The sequence below is a fragment of the Kitasatospora setae KM-6054 genome, from assembly GCF_000269985.1.
Lineage (GTDB): Bacteria > Actinomycetota > Actinomycetes > Streptomycetales > Streptomycetaceae > Kitasatospora > Kitasatospora setae.
Map to the genome: position 1 here is coordinate 5596879 of NC_016109.1, position 24091 is coordinate 5620969.

A 24091-nucleotide genomic window follows, 5' to 3' on the forward strand; every position below is an offset into this window, starting at 1 on the left:
CCGGGAGGCAGATACGCTACGACCAGTAGCGAAAGAGCGACGACCAACGCGCCCCGCCCTCTGGGATCGGGCCGGGCGCACGGCGCGGGTGGGGACCCGCGCCGACGGTTCGGGCCCCGGCGGTACGGCCGGGCGGCTCGCTCCGGTTTTTCCGGGCGGATGGCGCCCGGCACCGGCTCCGGCGGGGGAGGATAGAGCCATGCAGTCACGGAATTCGCGTCTCAACAGCTCCACCCTGCGCGGTGCGGTGGACCTCGCCGCGGTCAAGGCGGCCGGAGAGGCCGCCCAGAAGGCCGAGCAGACCCGGGCCGAACGGGCCCGGCAGGCGGCGGCGGGCGACGGCCCGGCGCTCGCGGACTACCCCCTGGTGCTGGACGTCACCGAGGAGACCTTCGAGTCCGAGGTGGTCCAGCGCTCCGCCGAGGTCCCGGTGGTGGTGGACTTCTGGGCCGAGTGGTGCGGCCCGTGCAAGCAGCTGAGCCCGATCCTGGAGCGCCTCGCCGAGGAGTACGCGGGCCGGATCGTGCTCGCCAAGATCGACGTCGACGCCAACCAGCTGATCGCCCAGCAGTTCGGCATCCAGGGCATCCCGGCCGTGATGGCCGTGGTCGCGGGCCAGCTGGTCCCGCTGTTCCAGGGCGCCGAGAGCGAGCCGAACGTCCGCAAGATCCTGGACCAGCTGATCGCGGTGGCCGAGCAGCGCTTCGGCATCGTCGGCGGCGCCGCGGGCGGCCCCGGCGGCGGTGGCGAGGACGCGGCGGACGAGCCGCGGGTGCCGGCCGACCCGGCGCTGGAGGCGGCGCACGACGCGCTCGACCGGGGCGACCTGGCCGGCGCGGTGCGGGCCTACCAGAACGTGCTGAGCGAGCGCCCCGGCCACGTCGAGGCCAAGCTGGGCCTGGCCCAGGCGCAGCTGCTGCACCGGGTGGAGCAGCTCGACCCGCAGCAGGTGCGCACCGACGCGGCGGCCGACCCGAGGGACGTCCCGGCCCAGTTGCGGGCGGCCGACCTGGACCTGGTCGGCGGGCACGTCGAGGACGCCTTCGGCCGCCTGGTCGACACCGTCGCCCGGACCTTCGGCGACGACCGGGACGCGGCCCGGCTGCGGCTGCTGGAGCTGTTCGAGGTGATCGGCCCGGACGACCCGCGCACCGTCGCGGCCCGCCAGGCGCTGGCCCGGGTGCTGTTCTGACCCGTCGCCGGACCGCCGCCGGCGGCACTCGGTGACACCTCGGGTGACCTGCGGTGTCGGCGGTGATTTGACGACTTTCGAGTGCCTTCGGGGCGCCTTTACCAAATCTTGATAACACCCCTTCGCGGTCACATGATGTGACGGCGGAGGGGTGTTTCGTTCATGTTTCCGCCGATCGCCGACAGCCGCACATGCGATTTTGGTCACTCTCTGGCGCGGAGCCTTCGATTCCATGATCGCCCCCGTTCACTGTTGGATTACCCGTCAGTAACGGACCTCTTGTGCTCGGCCCGGGATTGGACCACGATCGGCCACGCCCGGTCCCTCGGCGACGAGGGTCCCCACCGGGTGAGGCCAGGGGGGTAACCGCAGATCCCACGCGGCGGTTCCTGGCCTCGCGACGGCCGCGCGACCCGCGCGGCCGCCTGGTTGTCGCTCGGGGGTGACCGTCCGCGCCGTCCCCACGGCACCGGGCGCTCTCCGCTACCGAGGACGTAGCTCTCTCTCCCATCCCGGTCCTGACCACGTGCGGGACGCACCGGAACGGCCGGAGGCGCACGTCCTAGAAGGAGGACACGCATGTCCCAGTCTTACGGCAAGACCCGCTGGAAGCGCTTCGCCCTGGTGATGGTCCCCAGCGTCGCGGCCACCGCCGCGATCGGCGTCTCGCTCGCCAACTCCGCCCTCGCGGCCTCGTTCGCGGTCTCCGGCCAGCAGTTCAAGGTCACCGTCGAGGACCTGCACGGCGACCGCTTCTCGCAGTTCGGCGGCGTCGACGTCGAGGCGAACGGCACCAGGCACCCGGTGGCCGTCTCGGCCTTCGACAGCGCCCGGCTGCAGAACCTCTGCCAGTCGGTGGTGACCGACCTCAGCGGGTTCGGGCTCGGCAAGTGGACCCTGGTCCTCAAGGCCGGCGACAGCTCGGACGAGGCCAAGCAGGTGCACGCCGAGAACCTGCTGATCGACCTCAACCAGCTCGAGGCGGACGCCACCTTCACCAACATCAACATCGGCCAGGACGCCAGCACCCTGCAGGGCAGCGCGGCGGACAAGGTCCGCAAGATCCCGGCACCCGGTGGCCTGCCGACCGGTCCGATGGGCTTCTCGCAGACCGCCGACACCGCCCACCTGACCGGCGTCAAGCAGACCGCCTGGGCGACCTCGGCCGGCACCTTCACCCTCAACGGCCTGCACCTGAACCTGAACAAGCAGGAAGACGGCAAGACCTACGAGTGCTACTAGTCCTGCCCTGAGGGCCCGTCCACCGGGCCCGACGGCGGACCACACCGGTCCGGGAGCGGCGCTCGGCCGCCCCCCGGACCGGCGCCCCGGCGTCCCCGGGGTCCTGCTCCCTTTCTCCCGCCTCGGACCCACCACGAGGAGTCGCACCATGTCCAGCGCAACCGCCGAGACCTGGCCCGAGAGCCAGGCGGGCATCGTCAGCCGCGTCTGGCGGGGGTTCCGCAGGTGGCGGCGCACCCGGCCGTTCTGGGGCGGGCTGCTCGCGATGATCGCCGGCGTGCCGATCCTGTACTTCCCGTACGCCAAGCTCAGCATCGGCGGCCTCACCATGACGATGGCCACCACGGCGGGCGCGGGCTCGCTGATCATCGGCCTGCTGCTGATCGCGCTGGGCCTGACCGCCTGGTTCCAGCCGGTGGTGCGGGTCTTCTGCGGGGTGGCGACCACCATCCTGGCGCTGATCTCCATCCCGGTCTCCAACCTCGGCGGCTTCGGCATGGGCGCGCTGCCCGGCCTGATCGCCGGCGGCCTGCTGGCCTCCTGGGCGCCGCTGCCGGCCCGCCCCGCGCCCGCCGCCGACGGCCCCGCCGGAGCCCCGGCCGACGGCCCCGCCGAGCGCACCGCCGACGCGCCGGCCGAGGCGCCCACCGCGCACCTGCCCGCCCAGGCCGCCGCCGAGCCGGGCGCGGCCCCGCAGACACCCGCCGAGGAGGATCAGCGGTGACCGAGCCCGAGAAACCGACCGTCCCCGGCCCGCGGCACGCGGCGCCCCGGGCGGGGGTGCGCTCCCGGCTGCGCGGCCGGGCGCTGGCGATCGCCGCCGTGCCGACCGCGCTGCTGGTCGGCGCGGCCTACGCGCCGACGCTGGCGGTCGCCGCCGACCCGCAGGCCGGCGCCTGCGCCCCGGACGCGGTGCTCAAGGAGACGCCCGTCCCGAAGAGCGAGATCAAGGTCCAGGCGGACGCCGCGGGCAGCGCCACCGCGGTCCCCGCGGCACTCACCGGCACCGGCACCGGCACCGTGCGGTCCGCCGTCTACACCGTGCCGAAGGCGGACGCGGCGGCCCCCGGCGTCCAGCAGGCCGGCGCGATCGACGACTGGTGGAACAACCTGATCCACCCCGGCCAGAGCCCGACCCCCACGCCGACCCCCACGCCGACCCCGGCCCCGGCCGCGACCCCGGCTCCCACGCCGACCCCGGCCCCGACCCCGTCCGCCGGGCAGCCCGCCGCCACCCCCACGCCCGAGGCCCCGCCGGCCGGCGCGCCGCAGTCCACCGCCCCGAAGTCCACCGCCCCGAAGCCCGCCCCGTCCCCGTCCGCCTCGGCGGCCCCGGACTGCCTGGTCAGCACCAAGGGCCTGGCGGCGAAAGCGGCCCCCCGCGGCCACGTGGTGCCGGACCAGAACTGGGTGCTGCACTCGACCCGGCTGGCGCTGCACGGCTCGGTGTTCAACGGCGTCTACGACGTCACCACCGAGAGCGGCACCAAGCGGGTGCTGAAGTTCACCACCGACAGCGTCGACATCGAGAACCTCGACATGTCGACGATCCAGATCCCCGGCCTGACCTTCCACGTGAAGAGCCGCCCGGGCTCGACCTCGACCATGCGCAACGGCCCGATCACCATGTACGTGGAGAGCCTGTCCGGCGAGCTGGCGGCGGTCTACGGGATCCCGAACCCGATCCCGCTCGGCAGGATCACGCTCACCCCGGACACCCTCCCGAAGTGGCTCTGGGACCTGCTGAGCACCGTCCCGGTCCCGCTGGACCTGACCCTGGCCGACGCCAAGGCGGTGCAGGCCGGCCAGTTCGGCGGCGACCTGACGATCCCCGGCATGCGGCTGTTCAACGACAAGGAGCCGTACGACGGTTGAGCCGCCACCGCCACCGCCACCGCCGCCGCCGCCGGTGCGGCGGCCGGACGCCGCAGGGGCGGGACCCGGTCCTCGGGTCCCGCCCCTGCGGCGTCGCGGCGTTCGCGCGCGGGCGGCTCAGCCGTCCGCGCGGGCGCCCAGGTGGTGCACCTGGACCAGGTTGGTGGTGCCCGGGATGCCGACCGGCACGCCGGCCGTGACGATCACCGTGTCGCCCTCGGCGAGGCGGCCCAGCTTGAGCAGCTCGCGGTCGACCTGCTCGACCATCTCGTCGGTGGTGTCCACCTGCTCCGAGACGTACGCCTCGACGCCCCAGCTCAGCGAGAGCTGGTTGCGGGTGGCGACGTCCGGGGTGAAGGCGATCACCGGGATCGGCGAGCGGTAGCGGGACAGGCGGCGGGCGGTGTCACCGGACTTGGTGAACGCGACCAGCGCCTTGCCGTCGAGGAAGTCGCCCAGCTCGCACGCGGCGCGGGCGACCGAGCCGCCCTGGGTGCGCGGCTTGCGGCCCGGGTTGAGCGGCTGGAGGCCCTGCGAGAGCAGCTCCTCCTCGGCCTTCTCGGCGATCTTGCTCATGGTCTTGACGGTCTCGACCGGGTACTTGCCGACGCTCGACTCGGCGGACAGCATGACCGCGTCCGCGCCGTCCAGGATGGCGTTGGCGACGTCGGAGACCTCGGCGCGGGTGGGGCGCGAGGCGTGGATCATCGACTCCATCATCTGGGTGGCGACGATGACCGGCTTGGCGTTGCGGCGGGCCAGGGTGACCAGCTGCTTCTGGACCAGCGGCACCTTCTCCAGCGGGTACTCGACCGCGAGGTCGCCGCGGGCCACCATGATCGCGTCGAAGGCGAGGACGATCTCCTCCATCGCCTCGACGGCCTGCGGCTTCTCGATCTTGGCGATGACCGGCACCCGGATGCCGACCTCGTCCATGACCTTGTGCACGTCGTCGATGTCCGCGGCGTTGCGGACGAAGGACAGCGCGACCATGTCGACGCCCATCGCCAGGGCGAAGCGCAGGTCGTCCTTGTCCTTCTCGGACAGCGCGGGGACGTTCACCGCCGCGCCGGGCAGGTTGATGCCCTTGTTGTTGGAGAGCACACCGCCCTCGACCACCACGGTCTTCACCCGCGGGCCGTCGACGCTGACGACCTCCAGGGCGACGACGCCGTCGTTGATCAGGATCGGGTCGCCGGGCTTCACGTCGCCGGGCAGGCCCTTGTAGGTGGTGCCGCAGATGTACTGGTCACCGGGGACGTCCTCGGTGGTGATGGTGAACGTGTCGCCGTTGTCAACGGTCACCGGGCCGTTGGCGAAGGTCGCCAGACGGATCTTGGGGCCCTGCAGGTCGGCCAGCACGCCGATGGTGCGGCCGGTGTCCTCCGAGACCTGGCGGACGCGGCGGTACCGGTCCTCGTGCTCGGAGTGGGAGCCGTGGCTCATGTTGAGGCGGGCGACGTTCATGCCCGCTTCGACGATGGCCTTCAGCTGTTCGTAGGAGTCCGTCGCGGGACCCAGGGTGCAGACAATTTTCGCTCGGCGCATATCCGTCAGTCTATCCGTTCGTGTTATCGGTGCATTCGGCTCGAATCGTCAGATATCGCCAACGAACATTCCGAGGGATGGGATACTGACGGGTAGTCATCCCGCGCGGGGCCTACACCTCGTGGACCAGCGCGAACGTCTGCCGGGCGATCTCCAGCTCCTCGTCGGTCGGCACCACCGCCACGGCGACCCGCGAGTAGGACGGCGAGACCGTCCGCGCGTCCCGCGAGCGCACCGCGTTCAGTTCCGGATCGACCGAAATGCCCAGCTCCTCCAGATTGGCACAGACCGCGGCCCGCACCTCGGCGGAGTTCTCCCCGACCCCGGCGGTGAACGCCACCGCGTCCACCCGCCCGAGCACCGCGTAGTAGCCGCCCAGGTAGCGGCGGATCCGGTGCACGTACGAGTCGAAGGCCAGCTTGGCGTCCTCCTCGCCCTCCTGCGCCCGGCGGACCACCTCGCGCATGTCGTTGTCCCCGCACAGGCCGAGCAGGCCGCTGCGCCGGTTCAGCAGGTCGTCGATCTGGTCGACGCTCATCCCGCCCACCCGGTGCAGGTGGAACACCAGGCCCGGGTCCGCGTCGCCCGAACGGGTGCCCATCACCAGGCCCTCCAACGGGGTCAGGCCCATCGAGGTCTCCACGCACACCCCGCCCGCCACCGCCGAGGCCGAGGCGCCGTTGCCCAGGTGCAGCACGATCACGTTCAGCTCCGCCGGGTCCCGGCCGAGCAGCCGGGCGGTGGCCCGCGAGACGTACTGGTGCGAGGTGCCGTGGAAGCCGTAGCGGCGCACCCGGTGCTCGTCCGCGACGGCCCGGTCGATCGCGTAGCGGGCCGCGTGCTCGGGCAGCGTGGCGTGGAACGCGGTGTCGAACACCGCGACCTGCGGCAGGTCCGGGCGCAGCCGGCGGGCCACCTCGATGCCGGTGATGTTCGCCGGGTTGTGCAGCGGCGCGACCGGGATCAGCCGGCGGATCTCGCCCAGCACCGCGTCGGTGACCAGGGTCGGCCGGGTGAAGCGCAGCCCGCCGTGCACCACCCGGTGCCCGATCGCCGCCAGCTCCGGCGAGTCCAGGCCCATCAGGTCCTTCGCCAGCTCCTCGGCGACCGCCTCCAGCGCCACGTCGTGCCCGTCGAACCGGCGCAGCGTCTCGCGCGGCTCCCCGGTCAGCGGCAGGTGCAGCAGCCGGCCGCCCTCCTCGCCGATCCGCTCCACCAGCCCGGACGCCAGCTTCGCGCCGTCCAGCATGTCGATCAGCTGGTACTTCACCGAGGACGACCCGGCGTTCAGCACCAGGACACGGGTACCGGTGGTCACTGCGCGCCTCCTGCGGCGGGGGTGTCGGTCTCGACGGCGGTCTGGGACTGGATCGCGGTGATCGCCACGGTGTTCACGATGTCCTCCACCAGGGCGCCCCGGGACAGGTCGTTCACCGGCTTGTTCAGACCCTGCAGCACCGGCCCGACCGCGATCGCCCCGGCCGAGCGCTGCACCGCCTTGTACGTGTTGTTGCCGGTGTTCAGGTCCGGGAAGACCAGCACGGTGGCCCGCCCGGCCACCGCCGACCCCGGCAGCTTGGTCGCCGCGACGTACGCGTCCACCGCCGCGTCGTACTGGATCGGGCCCTCCACCAGCAGGTCGGGGCGCAGCTCGCGGACCAGCTCGGTGGCCTTGCGGACCTTGTCCACGTCCGCGCCGGTGCCCGAGGTGCCGGTCGAGTACGACAGCATCGCCACCCGGGGCTCCACCCCGAACTGGGCGGCGGTCTCCGCCGACTGGATCGCGATGTCGGCCAGCTGCTGGGCGTCCGGGTCCGGGTTGACCGCGCAGTCGCCGTACACCAGCACCTTGTCGGCCAGGCACATGAAGAACACCGAGGAGACGATCGCCGCCCCCGGCGAGGTCTTGATCACCTCGAAGGCCGGGCGGATGGTCGCCGCCGTCGAGTGCACCGCGCCCGAGACCATGCCGTCCGCGATGCCCTCCCGCACCATCAGGGTGCCGAAGTACGAGACGTCGGTGACCACGTCCAGCGCCCGCTCCACCGTCATGCCCTTGTGCGCCCTGGCCTTCGCGTACAGCTCGGCGAACTGCTGGCGCAGCGGGCTGGCCGCCGGGTCGACGATCCGCACCTGGGCGCCCTCGTCGCCCGCCTGCGGGAACTCGATGCCGAGCGCGGCGACCCTGCGGTGCACCGCGTCCGGCTCGCCGAGCAGGGTCAGGTCGCAGATGTTGCGGCGCAGCAGCACCTCGGCGGCGCGCAGCACCCGGTCCTCGGTGCCCTCCGGGAGGACGATGTGCCGGCGGTCCGCGCGGGCCCGCTCCAGCAGCGCGTGCTCGAACATCATCGGGGTCACCCGCTCGGACCGGCTCAGCTCGATCCGGCTGGTCAACTCGGCGGTGTCCACGTGCAGTTCGAACAGGCCGAGGGCGATCTCGGCCTTCCGCGGGCTGTTCGGCCCGATCCGGCCCTCCAGGTGGGTGAGCGCCGCCGCGGTCAGCCAGGAGCCCTCGGCCACCTCCGCCACCGGCGTCCCCGGGGCCAGCCGGGAGGCCAGCGCCATCACGTTCGGGCCCGGGTGCTGGCCCAGCGTCAGCAGCACGCCGGCGATCGGCGGCGAGCCCGCCGCGTGCGCCGCCAGCGCCCCGACCACCAGGTCGGCCCGGTCGCCCGGGGTCACCACCAGCGCGCCCTCGGTCAGCGCGTCCAGGAAGGTCGGCAGCATCGCCCCGCCGAACACGAAGTTCCGCACGTCCCGGGAGAGCCCCGCCGCGTCGCCCAGCAGCACCGTCGCGCCGGTCGCCTCGACCAGCTGGGCCACCGTCGGCGCGGCCAGCGCGGGCTCCTCCGGGATCACGTACACCGGCACCGGCAGCTTCTCGCCCAGCGTCCGCTGCACCTGCTGCTTGGCCCCCGGCCGGACCCGGTTGGCCACCATCGCCAGGATCGAGCACCCCAGGTCCCGGTAGGCCCGGTGCGCGTTGCGGACCTCGGCGACCACCGCCGCCGGGTCCTCGTGCCGGCCGCCGACCACCGGCAGCACGCCCGCCCCGAACTCGTTCGCCAGCCGGGCGTTGAACGCCAGCTCGTCCGGGATGTTGGTCTCCGAGAAGTCGGTGCCCAGCACCAGCACCGCCTGGCAGCGCCGCTCCAGCTGGTGGAACCGGTCCACCAGCGCCGAGACCAGCTCGTCCTGCCCGCGGGCCGCCTGCAGCGCCGCCGCCTCGTCGTACGTCAGCCCGTACAGCTCGGACGCCGGCAGGTCCAGCCGGTAGCGGCCGCGCAGCAGCTCCACCACGTGGTCGCTGCCCGGACCGCCGCCGTCCGGCACGTGCACCAGCGGCCGGAACACCCCGACCCGGTCCACCTGGCGGGTGAGCAGTTCCATGACCCCGAGCTCCACGGCCTGCCGGCCGTCCCCCCGGTCGATCCCGGTCACGTACACGCTGCGCGCCACGGTGGAGCTCTCCGTCCGGTCGTCCCAGGCTGCGGTCACCTCGACCATACCTTCGGACGACACGGCGGCCGTGCTGCGGCACCCGGACGGGGCGTCAGGGGCCCGGGGGCCCGCGGGCCGAGGGGGTTCAGGCGTGCAGGGCGACCAGCGAGCCGAGGCCGGCCAGCGCGCAGTAGACGGCGAACGGGGTGAGGCTGCGGGTCTCGAAGTACCTGGTCAGGAAGCGCACCGAGACGTAGCCGGCCGCGAAGGCGGCCAGCGAGCCGGCCAGCAGCGGGCCGCGGACGGCGGTGTTCGCGGGGGAGAGCAGCTCGGGGAGTTTGAGGGCGGAGGCGGCCAGGATGACCGGGGTGGCGAGCAGGAAGGAGAACCGGGCGGCGTCCTCGTGGTGCAGGCCGCGCAGGATGCCGGCGCTCATCGTGGTGCCGGAGCGGGAGACGCCGGGCAGCAGGGCGAGGATCTGCGCGGAGCCGATCCAGGCGCCCTGGCGGAAGGTCAGCCGGGCCAGCCGCCGGTCGGAGTCGGCCGCCGGGTGGTCGGCGGCCCGGCGGCGGCCCGGGCCGCCGCGCCGGAGCCGCTCGGCGCCGTACAGCACCAGGCCGTTGAGGGTGAGGAAGACGGCCGCCGGGGTGGGCTTGCCGAGGGCGTCGCGCAGCAGGTGGTCGAGGGCGAGCCCGGCCGCGCCGACCGGGAGGGTGGAGACCACCAGCAGCCAGCCGAGCTTCTGCTCGGGGGTGGCGATCTCCCGCCGGGCGACCGAGCCGGCCAGGCCGCGGACGATCCGGACCCAGTCGCGGCGGAAGTACACCACCAGGGCGAGCGCGGTCGCCAGGTGCAGGCCGACCAGGACGGCCAGGTACGGGGAGCCGTCGGCGGTGACGTCCAGGTCGCGCCCGGTCCGCCCGCCGATCAGCGCCGGTATCAGGATCGAGTGGCCGAGGCTGGAGACCGGGAACAGCTCGGTGACGCCCTGGAGCAGGCCGATGCCGACGGACTCCGGGTAGGTCGGGGACGGCGACATCGCACTCTTCTCGGCGGCTGCGGCGGGCGGCGGGCGAGCGCGAACCTACTACAGCGTTGTAGACGAGTGCGATGCCGGGCGGGATCCTTTACCCGATGTTCAGCGGGGCGTTCAGCGGGCCGGCCGGAGCCAGACGGTGGCCAGCGGCGGCAGCACCAGCTCGGCCGAGCGCGGCTGCGCGTTCCACGGCTCCGGCTCCGACTTCACCGGGCTGGAGTTGGCCACCCCGCCGCCGCCGTACCGCTCGGCGTCGGTGTTCAGCGCCTCCTCCCACAGCTGCTCGGCGCCCTCCAGTCGGGGCAGGCCGACCCGGAAGCCGTGCCGGACCACCGGGGAGAAGTTGCAGACCGCGACCAGCGGGCTGCCGTCCGCCGCGAACCGGACGAAGGACAGCACGTTGTCCTCGGCCGCCCCGCCGTCCAGCCAGGCGAACCCGGCCGGGACGGTGTCCTGCTCGTACAGCGCCGGGGTGTCCCGGTAGACGTGGTTCAGGTCGCCGACCAGCCGCTGCACGCCGCGGTGGTCGCCGTGCGCCGGCCAGCCCTCGTCCAGCACCCACCACTGCGGGCCGCTCTCGTGGTCCCACTCCGCGCCCTGGGCGAACTCCTGCCCCATGAACAGGAGTTGCTTGCCCGGGTGGGCCCACATGAAGCCCAGGTAGGCGCGGTGGTTGGCGCGCTGCTGCCACCAGTCGCCGGGCATCTTGGAGACCAGCGCCCGCTTGCCGTGCACCACCTCGTCGTGCGAGATCGGCAGGATGTAGTTCTCCGAGTAGGCGTACACCATCGAGAAGGTGATCTCGTCGTGGTGGTACCTGCGGTGCACCGGCTCCTTGGAGATGTACACCAGCGAGTCGTGCATCCAGCCCATGTTCCACTTCAGCCCGAAGCCCAGGCCGCCGCTGTCGGTCGGCCGGGTCACGCCGTCCCAGGCGGTGGACTCCTCGGCGACCGTCAGCACCCCGGGGCAGCGCCGGTAGACGGTGGCGTTCATCTCCTGCAGGAAGGAGGCCGCGTCCAGGTTCTCCCGGCCGCCGTACTGGTTGGGCGTCCAGGCGCCGCCCTCGCGGGAGTAGTCGAGGTAGAGCATCGAGGCGACCGCGTCCACCCGCAGGCCGTCGACGTGGAACTCCTCGCACCAGTACACCGCGTTGGCGACCAGGAAGTTGCGCACCTCGGTGCGGCCGTAGTCGAACTCCAGCGTCCCCCAGTCCGGGTGCTCGGCGCGCAGCGGGTCGGCCGGCTCGTACAGCGGCTCGCCGTCGAACCGGGCCAGCGCGAAGTCGTCCTTCGGAAAGTGCGCGGGCACCCAGTCGACCAGCACGCCGATGCCGTGCCGGTGCAGGGTGTCGACCAGGAAGCGGAAGTCGTCGGGGGTGCCGAGCCGGGCCGTCGGGGCGTAGAAGCCGGAGACCTGGTAGCCCCAGGAGCCGCCGAACGGGTGCTCCATCACCGGCATGAACTCCACGTGCGTGAAGCCGAGTTCGGTCAGGTAGCCGGGCAGCACCTCGGCGATCTCCCGGTACGTGGTCAGCTCCGGGCGCCAGGACGCCAGGTGCAGCTCGTAGACCGACAGCGGGGCCCGGTGGTGGACGGCGCGGGCCCGCCGCTCCATCCACTCGGCGTCCTGCCACTCGTGCCGGGAGACCGTCACCACCGAGGCGGTGTCCGGCGGGCACTGGGCGGCCCGGGCCAGCGGGTCGGCCTTCTCCAGCCGCTGCCCGTGCCGGGTGAGGATCTGGTACTTGTAGCGCTCGCCCTCGCCGACGCCCGGCAGGAACACCTCCCACACGCCCGAGGAGCCCAGCGAGCGCATCGGGTGCGCGGTGCCGTCCCAGTGGTTGAACGAGCCGATCACCCGCACCCCGACCGCGTTCGGCGCCCACACCGCGAACGCGGTGCCCGCCACCCCGTCGACCGTGCGCAGGTGCGAGCCGAGCGCCGTCCACAGCTGCTCGTGCCGGCCCTCCCGGATCAGGTGCAGGTCCAGCTCGCCCAGCGTCGGCGCGAAGCGGTAGCCGTCCTCCTGGACGACCGGCTCGCCGCCCGGGTACGCCACCCGCAGCGTGTAGCGCGGGAAGCGCTGCCCGGTCAGCAGGCCGGTGAACAGGCCGTCCTGCTGGTGGGTCAGCTCGGCCGGGCCCAGCTCGGTCTCCACCACCACCCGCTCCGCGAACGGCCGCAGCACCCGGACCGCGGTGCCCTCGGGCACCTCGTGCGCGCCCAGCAGCCCGTGCGGGTCGTGGTGCGCGCCGGAGACCAGCCGCTCCACCTCGGCGGGCGGCAGCGGCGCCTCCGGCAGCCGCAGCGCGCCCCCGCCGGCCTGCGGCCGCGCCGCCGCCGCACCGGACCGGGCGGCCTTCGCCGGAGCCTTCGTCGCAGCCTTCGCGGCGGGCTTGGCGGCGGCCTTGCCGGTGGACTTCGCCGCCGGCTTGGCGGGCGCCTTCGCGGCGGGCCGCCCGCCGGCGGCCCCGCTGCGCGGGCCGCTGCGGAACGTGGCCGGGACGGCCGGTTGGCGGTCGGCGGACGGGTCGAGCGGACCGAGCGGGGTCACGGCGGAATCCTCCAGGATCGGAGTGCCTCGCGCGGGGACGCGGGACAACTGTGGAGTGGGGCAGGGGAGTTCGCGCGCCGAAGCGGCGTCGGCGGCGCGCGTGGCGCGAGCGCCGCGGGGAGAGCGGGTGAGCGAGGGCCTGGTGGTGCGGGCGCCGCCCGGGGAAGCGACTCGCCCGGCCGCCCCACGGGCGGCCGGGCGGGGGTCAGACGGTGTCGGCCAAGCGGTTGATCGCGGCCAGCGGGATCGGCAGCCAGCTCGGTCGGTGCCGGGCCTCGTACACCACCTCGTACACCGCCTTGTCGATCTCCAGCGCGCGCATCAGCTCCGGCGTCGCCGCCGGGTCGACCCCGCCGCCCGCCGTGTAGCCGGCGCAGTACGCGGCCCGGTTGCGGGCCGCCCAGGCCGAGGCGAGCAGGGCCAGCTCCGGGTCCTGGCCGGGGGCGCCGGCCAGCAGGTGGGCGGCCGCGTAGTCGAAGGAGCGGAGCATCGCGGCGACGTCCCGCAGCGCGGGCTGCGGGAGCCGGCGCTCGGCCAGCGGCTTGGCCGGCTCGCCCTCGAAGTCCAGCAGCACCCAGCCCTGCGGGGTGCGCATCGCCTGGCCCAGGTGCAGGTCGCCGTGGATCCGCTGCACCGGCAGGCCGTCCAGGTGGGCGGCGGTGAGCTGCTGGAACGCGGCCCGCAGCGCCGGGCGGTAGCGCATCAGGCCGGGCACCGCGGTGACCGCGGAGTCCAGCCGGTCGGCCATCGCGCCGGCCAGCTCGGCGATCCGGGCCCGGTCCAGCCGGGCGGTCGGCATCGAGCGGGCCAGCACCCGGTGCACCTCGGCGGTGGCCCGGCCGAGCCGGTGCGCCTCGATCGCGAAGTTGCCGGGCGAGGGGTCGCCCTTGAGCCGGGCGACCTGGTCGAGGGCCAGTTCCCAGCCGTCCTCGGCGTCCGCCAGGTAGCGCTGCAGCAGGCCCAGGGTGGCGGGCTCGGAGCGCTCCAGCCGGGACTCGAACCAGGCGGCGACCCGGGGGATCCGGGTGGAGCCGGCCCGGGACAGCGCCAGCGAGAGCTCCAGGTCCGGGTTGGTGCCCGGGCTGATCCGCCGGAACAGCTTGAGGATGAACTCGGTGTCGTAGATCACCGAGGAGTTGGACTGCTCCGCGGTGGACGCCCGCCCCGGCAGGTTGCCCGGCAGGCCGGGGCCCGGGGTGCGGCGGAAGGACAGCGAGCCGAACCGGTCGCCGGTCGCCAGGTGCTCCAGCAGCCGGCCGGTCAGCTCCGGGTCGTGCACCGCGTCGTACAGCGTCGCCCCGTCGTAGGTGCCGCCCGCGAGCCGGCCCAGCACCGCCATCGGGCCGACCGAGGCGGGCTGCTCCGAGCGGATGCCCAGCAGCAGTTGGTAGATGTCGCCCTGGTCGGCCGAGGCGCCGCCGTGCTCGACCCGCAGCAGCAGGTGCAGCAGCGCGGGGTCGCCGACCTGCAGCGGGGTGCCGACCACGGGGGTGAGCGCGGCGATCGGCCGGCCCTTGCCGGCGTACCAGCGCTGGGTCGGCAGCCACTCGGCGATCAGCGGCAGCGCCGCCTGGACCAGCTCGCTGACTCCGGCGGCGGTTCTCCGGACCCCCGGCGTGCGCGTCCCCACCGGCCCGGTGGCGGCGGTGGGGGGCTCACGGTGGACGTGGGCTTGAGAACGGGAGGGTTCGGACATGACTCCCTTTCCCCGGAAGCGGGCGGCTGCCCGACGAATCGTGGCCGGGCCCAGCAGTCTTCCGGATTTCGGCGGCGCGGCGGCGACGGCACGCGAGCAGCGGCTCGGTGTCACGCCTTCGTGTGGGTGGCCGTTGGGCTGTTCTCCGTACGCGGTGGTGCGAAGACCCCCGGGGGCGCGCGAGGCTTCTCGCGCGCCTGCGGAGGGTGACGTCCCGTTCGGGGCCTGAGGGATCGTTACTTCGTGGACGTGCTGCGGCGCTCCGGCCGCTACCGGGCCCCGGACGGCTTCGTCCGGTCCTGGCGCAGCTGGAACCAGTAGAACCCGTGGCCCGCCAGCGTCAGCAGGTAGGGCCACTCACCGATCGCGGGGAAGCGCACGCCGCCGATCAGCTCGACCGGGTAGCGCCCCTCGTACTCCCGCAGGTCCAGTTCGGTCGGCTGCGCGAACCGCGAGAAGTTGTTCACGCACATGACCAGGTCGCCCTCGTGCTCGCGCACGAAGGCCAGCACCGCGGGATTGCTGGAGGGCAACTCGGTGTAGCTGCCGAGGCCGAACGCCGGATTGAGCTTGCGGATCTCGATCATGCGACGCGTCCAGTGCAGCAGCGAACTCGAACTGCTCTGCTGCGCCTCGACGTTGGTCACCTGAAAGCCGTACACCGGATCCATGATGGGCGGCAGACTGAGCCTGCCCGGGTCGGCGGACGAGAAACCCGCGTTGCGGTCCGGCGTCCACTGCATCGGGGTGCGGACGCCGTCCCGGTCGCCCAGCCAGATGTTGTCGCCCATGCCGATCTCGTCGCCGTAGTACAGCACCGGCGAACCGGGCAGCGAGAGCAGCAGCGCGGTGAACAGCTCGACCTGGTTGCGGTCGTTCTCCAGCAGCGGCGAGAGCCGGCGGCGGATGCCCACGTTGGCCCGCATCCGCGGGTCCTTCGCGTACTCCGCGTACATGTAGTCGCGCTCCTCGTCGGTGACCATCTCCAGGGTCAGCTCGTCGTGGTTGCGCAGGAAGATGCCCCACTGGCAGCCGGAGGGGATCGCCGGGGTCTTCGCCAGGATCTCGGAGACCGGGTAGCGGGACTCCCGGCGGACCGCCATGAAGATCCGCGGCATCACCGGGAAGTGGAACGCCATGTGGCACTCGTCGCCGCCGGACGGGAAGTCGCCGAAGTAGTCGACCACGTCCTCCGGCCACTGGTTGGCCTCGGCCAGCAGCACGGTGTCCGGGTAGTTGGCGTCGATCTCCTTGCGGACCCGCCGCAGGAAGTCGTGGGTCTCCGGCAGGTTCTCGCAGTTGGTGCCCTCGCGGGCGTAGAGGTACGGCACCGCGTCGAGGCGGAAGCCGTCGATGCCGAGGTCCAGCCAGAACTTCAGCGCGGCCATCACCTCCTCCTGCACCCGCGGGTTGTCGTAGTTCAGGTCCGGCTGGTGGCTGAAGAAGCGGTGCCAGTAGTACTGCTTGCGGACCGGGTCGAAGGTCCAGTTCGACGACTCGGTGTCGACGAAGATGATCCGGGCGTCCGGGTACTGCTTGTCGTCGTCGGCCCACATGTAGAAGTCGCCGTACGGCCCGTCCGGGTCGCTGCGGGACGCCTGGAACCACGCGTGCTGGTCGCTGGTGTGGTTCACCACGAAGTCGATGATCACCCGCATGCCGCGGGCGTGCGCCGCGTCGACGAACTCCACGAAGTCGGCCAGGTTGCCGAACTCCGGGAGCACCGACTGGTAGTCCGAGACGTCGTAACCGCCGTCCCGCAGCGGGGAGTTCATGAACGGGGGGAGCCAGAGGCAGTCCACACCCAGCCACTGGAGGTAGTCGAGCCGCGAGGTGAGCCCCTTGAGGTCGCCCACGCCGTCGCCGTTGCTGTCCTGGAACGAACGCACCAGCACTTCGTAGAAGACCGCGCGTTTGAACCACTCGGGGTCGCGGTCCCGGGCGGGGGTGTCGGCGAAGGTGTCGGGGACGGGCTCGTTGACTGTCACTGCGGGTTCCTCCGAACCGTGAGGAGGTGGGCCGGCCCGGAAGAGGGGTCGAGCCGGACGTAGTTGTGACGGCCCCAGGCGTACGTCGCGCCGGTCAGCTCGTCGTGCACCGTCAGCGGCCCCGGCGCGTCGAGCGTCACCGTGGCCTCCTGGACGTGGTGCGGGTCCAGGTTGACCACGCAGATCACGTGGTCCTCCAGGCCGTCCTCGGTGACGGCGGTCTTGGAGAACGCGATGATCCGCTCGTTGTCGACGGGGTGGAAGCGCAGGTCCCGCAGCTGCTGCAGGGCGGGGTGCCGGCGGCGCAGCCGGTTCAGCGCGGTCAGCAGCGGCGCGAGCGAGTCCTGCCGGGACCAGTCGCGCGGCCGCAGCTCGTACTTCTCCGAGTGCAGGTACTCCTCCGAACCCGGCTTCGCGGGCTCGTTCTCGAACAGCTCGAAGCCCGCGTACACCCCGTAGCTGGGGGACAGCGCCGCCGCCAGCACCGCGCGCACCGCGAACGCGGCCGGGCCGCCGTGCTGCAGGTACTCGGGCAGGATGTCCGGGGTGTTGGCGAAGAAGTTCGGCCGCATGTAGGCGGCCGCCTCGCCGGTCAGCTCGGTCAGGTACGCGGTCAGCTCGGCCTTGGTGTCGCGCCAGGTGAAGTACGTGTAGGACTGGTGGAAGCCGATCTTGCCCAGGGTGTGCATCATCGCCGGGCGGGTGAACGCCTCCGCCAGGAACAGCACGTCCGGGTCGGTGCGGGCGATGTCCGCGAGGACCTTCTCCCAGAAGTTGACCGGTTTGGTGTGCGGGTTGTCGACCCGGAAGATCCGCACCCCGCGGGCCATCCAGAAGCGCAGGATCCGCACCGTCTCGCGGACGATCCCGTCGAAGTCCTGGTCGAAGTTGACCGGGTAGATGTCCTGGTACTTCTTCGGCGGGTTCTCGGCGTACGCGATGGTGCCGTCCGCCCGGTGGCTGAACCACTCCGGGTGCTTCTGCACCCACGGGTGGTCCGGCGAGCACTGCAGCGCGAAGTCGAGGGCGACCTCCAGGCCCAGCGCGGCGGCCTCCGCCACGAAGTGGTCGAAGTCCTCCAGGGTGCCCAGGTCCGGGTGGACCGCGTCGTGGCCGCCCTCCGGGGAGCCGATCGCCCACGGCGAGCCGACGTCGCGCGGGCCGGCCGTCAGCGCGTTGTCCGGGCCCTTGCGGTGGGCCCGGCCGATCGGGTGGATCGGCGGCAGGTACAGCACGTCGAAGCCCATCGCGGCGACCGCGGGCAGCCGCTCGGCGGCCGTCCGGAAGGTGCCGGAGACCGGCGGCTCGACGCCCGACGGGTCGACCACCGCGCCCTCCGAGCGCGGGAAGAACTCGTACCAGGAGCCGAACAGCGCCCGCTTGCGGTCCACCTGCAGCGGCTGCGGGCGGGTCGCCGAGACCAGCTCGCGCAGCGGGTGGCGGGCCAGCAGCGCCGTCACCTCCGGGTCCAGCGCCGCCGCGTAGCGGCTCAGCGGCGGCAGGCCGGTGTCGCGCAGCGCGTCCACCGCCGCCAGCACCTGGGCCCGGCCGTCCTTCTTCGGCACCCCGGCGGCGGCGCGCTCCAGCAGCTGCGCGCCCTCCTCCAGCACCAGCGCGGTGTCGATCCCGGCCGGGAGCTTCACCGCCGCGTGCTTCTTCCAGGTCGCCACCGGGTCGGACCACGCCTCCACCAGGTACGACCAGCGGCCCGGCGCGCTCGGCGTGACGTAGGCCCCCCAGCGGTCGCTGCCCTCGGACAGCTCGCGCATCGGCGTCCACGGGCCGCCGCGGCCGCGCGGGTCGCGCAGCACCACGTTGGCGCCGACCGCGTCGTGGCCCTCGCGGAACACCGTCGCGGAGACCAGGAAGCGCTCCCCCTCCACGGCCTTGGCCGGACGCCGGCCGGCGTCGACGAGCGGATTCACGTCAAGCACGGGGATGCGGCCGATCACGGTGTCGCTCTCTGTCGTCTTGCGGGCGGGGCGAGCCGGGCGGGTGGGGTCGGTCGGGTCCGCGGCGGTCCTGCTCGCGGTGCTCCTGCTCGTGGCGGTCTTGCTCGTGGCGGTCTTGCGGGCGGCGGTCTTGCGCGCGGGTTTCGCGGCGACCGCCTCGGCCATCGCGTCGGCGGCCGCGGTGGCGGCGGCTGACCTGACGGTGGTGGTCCGTTTCACCGCCGCGGCCTTGCGCGGGGTGCCCGCGGCCCGTTTCGCGGCCGGCTCCACCGCCGGTGCGGCGGCCTTCCGGCGGGCCGCGCCGGCCCGCGGAGCCGGTACCGGGGGCTCCCCGGCGGAAGGGTCGGGGGTGTCGGGTGCGTCGTCCGTCGGCACCGTGGACTGGTCCCGCGTGTCGCCGTGCATGCCAATGCTCCTGCCCGAGATCGGCGGCAGCTCCCGTGGCAGCGGCGCCGAGGGAGTACCGGGAGGACTGCTGGGTGAGGAAGGATGTGCGGCCGTAGCCTGCCCGTACCGACGGCCCCGGCAACCTCGGCCCACCGGTCGCGGCCGCGCGGTGGCGCGCCGAGCCGGACGCACGTATCCCGGCGCGCGTTGCTCGGTGCACGCCCCCCTCGCGACCCAACCCACCGGAAAACGACCCGGCAGGGAACAAGGACACGCGGAGACGCGGCGACTGGGGCCGAATGGGCTAAGGGAAGTGAGGGTTCGTCGAACAGGGCAGGCAGGAGCCGAGGCAGCAGGGGGCGACCACCCGATCGCGCACCAGCGGCACTCACGACCTTGTTGCATCCTCGCACCACCGGCAAGGGCTACGTGCGGGTAGGCGCGCGGTTTCGGCCGGTATGGAATGGTGAAACGGACACCCGAAACACCTCGGACCTCAGAACTTCACACCTGACGGCGCTTCTTTTCGCTGCGTGCGCCCCTCGCGCGCCGCCATTTGCCACCGCGCGCCCGAAACGATCTGAACACTGCTCCGAACGGGTGTGCCGCCCGCCAGTTGACGCCCCTTCAGGCGTCCGTCCGGGGCTACGCTCCTGTGCCGTGAAGGCAATCCGCAGGTTCACCGTCCGCACCGTCCTGCCCGAACAACTGCAGCCACTGCACGAGCTCGCGCTGAACCTCCGCTGGTCCTGGCACCCCGAGACGAGGGAGCTGTTCCGCTCCGTCGACCCGGACGTGTGGGCCGCCGTCGGAGAGGACCCGGTCCGACTGCTCGGCGAAGTGCCCGCCGCCCGACTCGCCGCGCTGGCCGGCGACCGACGCTTCCTGCGCCGCCTCGGCGACCTCTCCGACGAACTGCGCGACTACCTCACCGGACCGCGCTGGTACCAGGGCGCCACCGACCCGGCCGACCCCGAGGGGCCGCTGCCCGCCGGCATCGCCTACTTCTCCCCCGAGTACGGCATCGCCGCCGCCCTGCCGCAGTACTCCGGCGGCCTCGGCATCCTGGCCGGCGACCACCTCAAGGCCGCCTCCGACCTCGGCGTCCCGATCATCGGCGTCGGACTCTTCTACCGGCACGGCTACTTCCGGCAGTCCCTGGACCGCGACGGCTGGCAGCAGGAGCGCTACCCCCTGCTCGACCCCGACGCGCTCGCCGTCACCCTGCTGCGCGAACCCGACGGCACCCCCTGCCGGATCGACCTCGCCCTCCCCGGCGGCCGCACCCTCGCCGCCCAGGTCTGGCGCGCCCAGGTCGGCCGGGTCCCGCTGCTGCTGCTCGACTCCGACGTCGAGGCCAACAGCCCCGCCGAACGCGACGTCACCGACCGGCTCTACGGCGGCGGCAGCGAGCACCGGCTGCTGCAGGAAATACTGCTGGGCATCGGCGGCGTCCGCGCCGTCCGCACCTACTGCCGGCTCACCGGCCACCCCGAGCCCGAGGTCTTCCACACCAACGAGGGCCACGCCGGCTTCCTCGGCCTGGAGCGGATCGGCGAACTCACCACCGCCCACCCCGGACTCGGCTTCGCCGACGCCCTGGAGGCCGTCCGGGCCGGCACCGTGTTCACCACCCACACGCCCGTCCCGGCCGGCATCGACCGCTTCGACCGCGAGCTGGTCGCCCGGCACTTCGGCGGCGACGCCGCGCTGCCCGGCGTCCCCGTCGACCAGGTGCTCGCGCTCGGCGCCGAGAGCTGGAGCGGCGGCGACCCCAAGCTGTTCAACATGGCCGCGATGGGCCTGCGGCTCGCCCAGCGCGCCAACGGCGTCTCCACCCTGCACGGCGCCGTCAGCCGGGAGATGTTCCGCGGCCTGTGGCCCGGGTTCGACGCGCCCGAGGTCCCGATCACCTCGATCACCAACGGCGTGCACGCCCCCACCTGGATCGACCCCGCCGTCGTCCGGCTCGGCGCCACCGAGATCGGCCAGCAGCGCGCCGAGGACGCGATGGCCGTCGGCACCGCCCCGCAGTGGACCGGCCTGGAGCGGATCGGCAACGCCGAGGTCTGGGAACTGCGCCGCGCGCTGCGCGCCCAGCTCGTCGACGAGGCCCGCCGCCGGCTGCGCGCCTCCTGGAAGCAGCGCGGCGCCGGCGAGGCCGAACTCGGCTGGACCGGCGGCGTCCTCGACGCCGACGTGCTGACCATCGGCTTCGCCCGCCGCGTCCCCTCCTACAAGCGCCTCACCCTGATGCTGCGCGACCCGGCCCGGCTGCGCCGGCTGCTGCTCGACCCCGAGCGGCCCGTGCAGATCGTCATCGCCGGCAAGGCGCACCCCGCCGACGACGGCGGGAAACGGCTCATCCAGCAGCTGGTCGCGTTCGCCGACGACCCCGCCGTCCGGCACCGGATCGTCTTCCTGCCCGACTACGACATGGCGATGGCCAAGACGCTGTACCCCGGCTGCGACGTCTGGCTGAACAACCCGCTGCGCCCGCTGGAGGCCTGCGGCACCTCCGGGATGAAGGCCGCGCTGAACGGCTGCCTCAACCTGTCCATCCTGGACGGGTGGTGGGACGAGTGGTACGACGGCCAGAACGGCTGGGCCATCCCCACCGCCGACGGCGGCACCGGCGAGGGCGTCGTCGACCCGGAGAGCAAGGAGGCCGAGCGGCGCGACGACATCGAGGCCGCCGCGCTCTACGACCTGATCGAGCACCAGGTCGCCGCCCGGTTCTACGACCGCGGCGCGGACGGCCTCCCGCACCGCTGGATCTCCATGGTCCGGCACACCCTGGTCACCCTCGGCCCCAAGGTGCTGGCCGGCCGGATGGTCCGCGAGTACGTCGAGCGGCTGTACGCCCCGGCGGCCTCGGCCAAGCGGCGGCTGGAGGGGCCGGCCGGCGACTACGCGGCGGCGAAGGCCCTGGCCGGCTGGAAGGCCGGCGTCCGCGAGGCGTGGCCCGCGGTGCGGGTCGAGCACGTCGAGGCGGACGGGGCGGGCGAGGCCCAGGAGCTCGGCGCGACGCTCGCGCTGCGGGTCCAGGTCAACCTCGGCCGGCTCGGACCGGACGACGTCGAGGTCCAGGTGGTCGCCGGGCGGGTCGACGAGAGCGACCGGATCTCCGAGGCGACCACGCTCGCGCTCAAGCCCGCGGGCGGCGGCACCGACCTCGACGGCCGGATCCGCTACGAGGGCCACCTCGAACTCTCCCGCACCGGCCCGTTCGGCTACACCGTCCGGATCCTGCCCACCCACCCGCGGCTCGCCTCGGTCGCCGAACTGGGCCTGCTGGCCGCCCCGGCGGAGACCGGCGGGATGGACGCGGGCGTGCTCAGGTAAGCCGTCCGTTCGGTCCCCTTCCGGCCCGGCCGGAAGGGGACCCGGGCGGCCGGGCCGCTAGGTCGTGCGCCAGGTGTGCCAGAGGTCGGCGTACGGGCCGCCCGCGGCGAGCAGGTCCTCGTGCGGGCCGAGGTCGGTGAGCCGGCCGTGGGTGAGGACGGCGACCCGGTCGGCGTCGTGGGCGGTGTGCAGCCGGTGCGCGATGGCGATGACGGTGCGGCCGGTGAGGGCGGCGGCGAGGGCGCGTTCGGTGTGGCGGGCGGTGGCGGGGTCGAGCAGGGCGGTGGCCTCGTCGAGGACCAGGGTGTGCGGGTCGGCCAGGATCACCCGGGCCAGCGCGAGCTGCTGGGCCCGGGCGCCGTCGAGGCGGGTCGCGGTCGGGCCGAGCTCGGTGTCGAGGCCGGCCGGGAGCTCGTCGTGCTGCCAGCCGACCGCGTCCAGCGCGGCGGTCAGGGCGGTGTCGTCGGCCGCGGGGGCGGCCATCCGCAGGTTGTCGCGGAGGGTGCCGAGGAAGACGTGGTGCTCCTGGGTGACCAGGACGACCTGGCGGCGCAGCCGCTCCGGGGAGAGGTCGGCGAGCGGGACGCCGCCGACGGTGACGCCGCCGGTGCGCGGGCGGTCGACGCCGGCCAGCAGCCGGCCCAGGGTGGTCTTGCCGGAGCCGGAGGGGCCGACCACGGCGAGGCGCTCGCCCGGGGTCAGGTCCAGGTCGAGGCCGTGCAGCACGTCCGGCCCGTCCGGGTAGGCGTAGCGGACGCCGGTGACCCTGATCCGGTCGTCGGCGGGCTCGTCCGCCCCGGTACGGGCCTGCGCGGGCAGGCCGGCGCCGGCCGGGGCCAGGCCCTCGACCCGGGCGTACGCGGCGGTGCTGCTCTGCAGGCCCTCCAGCAGGATGACGATGGTGTCCAGCGGGTCCGCGAGCCGGTGCAGGTACAGCGCGGCGGAGACGGCCGCGCCGAGGGAGACGGTGTGCCCGGCGACCAGGACGGCGGCGACCGGGAGGACCAGCACGGTCGGCACCGCGTACGAGGCGTTGATCACGGCGAAGAACCGCAGCCGCAGGTACAGGGTGCGCGTCCGGGCCCGGTGCGCGGCGCCGACGGCCTCCCGGCCGGCGGCCAGCCGCTGCTCGCGCAGGCCGAGCGCGTCGACGGTGCGGGCGCCGTGCGCCGTGGCGGACAGCGTCTCGGCGAGGCCGGCGGTCGCGCCGCGGTCGGCCAGGTAGGCGGGGCGCGAGCGGCGCAGGTACCAGCGGGAGCCGAGGACGATGCCGACGATGCCGACCAGCCCGCAGGCGCCGAGCAGCGGGCTGACGGCGAGGACGGCGCCCAGCAGGAACAGCGCCTGCGCGCCGGCGATCAGCAGGTGGGGCGCGGCGTCCCGGAGGGTCTCGCCGACCGCGGTGGCGTCGGCCGTGCCGCGGGAGGTGAGGTCGCCGGCGCCGGCCCGCTCGGCGGTTCCGGCGGGCAGCGCGAAGACCCGGTCGAGGAGCTGCTCGCGGACCTTCGCGGCCGCGCGCTCGCCGAACCGGTGCGCCAGGTAGGAAGCCTGGCGGCTGGTCAGGATCTGGACGAGGGCGCAGCCGAGCAGCAGCAGGCCGAGCCGGTCGATGTCGGCGGCGGTGGCCCCGTCGGCGACCCGGTCGATGATCCGGCCGAGCAGCCAGGGCCCGGCCAGGCCGAGCAGGGCGGCCGCGGCGTTCAGGCCCAGGACGACGGCGAACGCCCGGCCGTCGGCCCGGACCAGCGCGGTGGCGGCCCGCCGCACCTGGCGGGTGGTGGCGATCGGCAGGGTGCTCAACTGGGCTCCTCGGAGAGCGGGGCGACCGGGCGG

14 protein-coding genes are annotated in these 24091 nt (G+C 73.7%); 5 read left to right on the forward strand and 9 right to left on the reverse strand.

All coding sequences use genetic code 11. From position 1 onward, the window contains the following. Nucleotides 1–199: 199 nt before the first annotated feature. From KSE_RS24965 to KSE_RS42990, 4 genes are all read left to right on the forward strand, one after another. A complete protein-coding gene (locus tag KSE_RS24965; RefSeq protein WP_014138135.1) occupies nt 200–1192 on the forward strand; it encodes a tetratricopeptide repeat protein in 993 nt (330 codons plus the stop codon). A 579-nt stretch (nt 1193–1771) separates the two neighbouring features. Next, nucleotides 1772–2434 carry a DUF6230 family protein gene (locus KSE_RS24970; protein WP_014138136.1) on the forward strand — a complete coding sequence of 221 codons (663 nt, stop codon included), beginning with the start codon at nt 1772–1774 and terminating at the stop codon, nt 2432–2434. Between the two features lie 148 nt (nt 2435–2582). Further along, nucleotides 2583–3158, forward strand: a complete 576-nt coding sequence (locus KSE_RS24975) for a DUF6114 domain-containing protein (protein WP_014138137.1) — start codon at nt 2583–2585, stop codon at nt 3156–3158. Continuing rightward, complete coding sequence (locus KSE_RS42990) at nt 3155–4309, forward strand: hypothetical protein (RefSeq protein WP_014138138.1); 1155 nt, start codon at nt 3155–3157, stop codon at nt 4307–4309. The genes KSE_RS24975 and KSE_RS42990 overlap by 4 nt, the downstream gene beginning before the upstream one ends. 117 nt (nt 4310–4426) lie before the next feature. Here KSE_RS42990 and pyk read toward each other — a convergent pair whose 3' ends face one another. The 8 genes from pyk to KSE_RS25020 form a co-directional block, all read right to left on the reverse strand. Then, entirely contained in the window at nt 4427–5857 is a 1431-nt protein-coding gene (pyk, locus tag KSE_RS24985; protein ID WP_014138139.1) for a pyruvate kinase, read from the reverse strand. Nucleotides 5858–5969: 112 nt separating this feature from the next. Next, a complete protein-coding gene (locus tag KSE_RS24990; RefSeq protein ID WP_014138140.1) occupies nt 5970–7175 on the reverse strand; it encodes an acetate/propionate family kinase in 1206 nt (401 codons plus the stop codon). After that, nucleotides 7172–9316, reverse strand: a complete 2145-nt coding sequence (gene pta, locus KSE_RS24995) for a phosphate acetyltransferase (protein WP_033259714.1) — start codon at nt 9314–9316, stop codon at nt 7172–7174. The genes KSE_RS24990 and pta overlap by 4 nt, the downstream gene beginning before the upstream one ends. 127 nt (nt 9317–9443) lie before the next feature. Continuing rightward, nucleotides 9444–10337, reverse strand: a complete 894-nt coding sequence (locus KSE_RS25000) for an undecaprenyl-diphosphate phosphatase (RefSeq protein WP_014138142.1) — start codon at nt 10335–10337, stop codon at nt 9444–9446. Nucleotides 10338–10448: 111 nt separating this feature from the next. Beyond that, nucleotides 10449–12890 carry a 1,4-alpha-glucan branching enzyme gene (gene glgB, locus KSE_RS25005; RefSeq protein WP_014138143.1) on the reverse strand — a complete coding sequence of 814 codons (2442 nt, stop codon included), beginning with the start codon at nt 12888–12890 and terminating at the stop codon, nt 10449–10451. Nucleotides 12891–13095: 205 nt separating this feature from the next. Next, a complete protein-coding gene (locus KSE_RS25010) occupies nt 13096–14586 on the reverse strand; it encodes a maltokinase N-terminal cap-like domain-containing protein (RefSeq protein ID WP_033259701.1) in 1491 nt (496 codons plus the stop codon). A gap of 269 nt (nt 14587–14855) precedes the next feature. Continuing rightward, nucleotides 14856–16574: a maltose alpha-D-glucosyltransferase gene (gene treS, locus KSE_RS25015; RefSeq protein WP_014138145.1), complete on the reverse strand. Its 1719-nt coding sequence runs from the start codon at nt 16572–16574 to the stop codon at nt 14856–14858. Next, on the reverse strand, nt 16571–18526 hold the full coding sequence (locus tag KSE_RS25020) for an alpha-1,4-glucan--maltose-1-phosphate maltosyltransferase (RefSeq protein WP_033259713.1): 1956 nt from the start codon (nt 18524–18526) through the stop codon (nt 16571–16573). The genes treS and KSE_RS25020 overlap by 4 nt, the downstream gene beginning before the upstream one ends. A gap of 1047 nt (nt 18527–19573) precedes the next feature. On the opposite strand from KSE_RS25020, the gene glgP reads away from it, so the two are divergent. Beyond that, on the forward strand, nt 19574–22258 hold the full coding sequence (gene glgP / locus KSE_RS25025; RefSeq protein ID WP_014138147.1) for an alpha-glucan family phosphorylase: 2685 nt from the start codon (nt 19574–19576) through the stop codon (nt 22256–22258). 57 nt (nt 22259–22315) lie between these two features. On the opposite strand, the gene KSE_RS25030 is transcribed toward glgP, so the two are convergent. Beyond that, on the reverse strand, nt 22316–24058 hold the full coding sequence (locus KSE_RS25030) for an ABC transporter ATP-binding protein (protein WP_014138148.1): 1743 nt from the start codon (nt 24056–24058) through the stop codon (nt 22316–22318). Nucleotides 24059–24091: the final 33 nt, after the last annotated feature.

What these genes read in the sequence shown, in the direction of transcription:
- KSE_RS24965 (WP_014138135.1), top strand. Translation starts at nt 200, where the DNA reads ATGCAGTCACGGAATTCGCGTCTCAACAGCTCCACCCTGCGCGGTGCG.
- KSE_RS24970 (WP_014138136.1), top strand. Translation starts at nt 1,772, where the DNA reads ATGTCCCAGTCTTACGGCAAGACCCGCTGGAAGCGCTTCGCCCTGGTG.
- KSE_RS24975 (WP_014138137.1), top strand. Translation starts at nt 2,583, where the DNA reads ATGTCCAGCGCAACCGCCGAGACCTGGCCCGAGAGCCAGGCGGGCATC.
- pyk (WP_014138139.1), bottom strand. Translation starts at nt 5,857, where the DNA reads ATGCGCCGAGCGAAAATTGTCTGCACCCTGGGTCCCGCGACGGACTCC.
- KSE_RS25000 (WP_014138142.1), bottom strand. Translation starts at nt 10,337, where the DNA reads ATGTCGCCGTCCCCGACCTACCCGGAGTCCGTCGGCATCGGCCTGCTC.
- KSE_RS25010 (WP_033259701.1), bottom strand. Translation starts at nt 14,586, where the DNA reads ATGTCCGAACCCTCCCGTTCTCAAGCCCACGTCCACCGTGAGCCCCCC.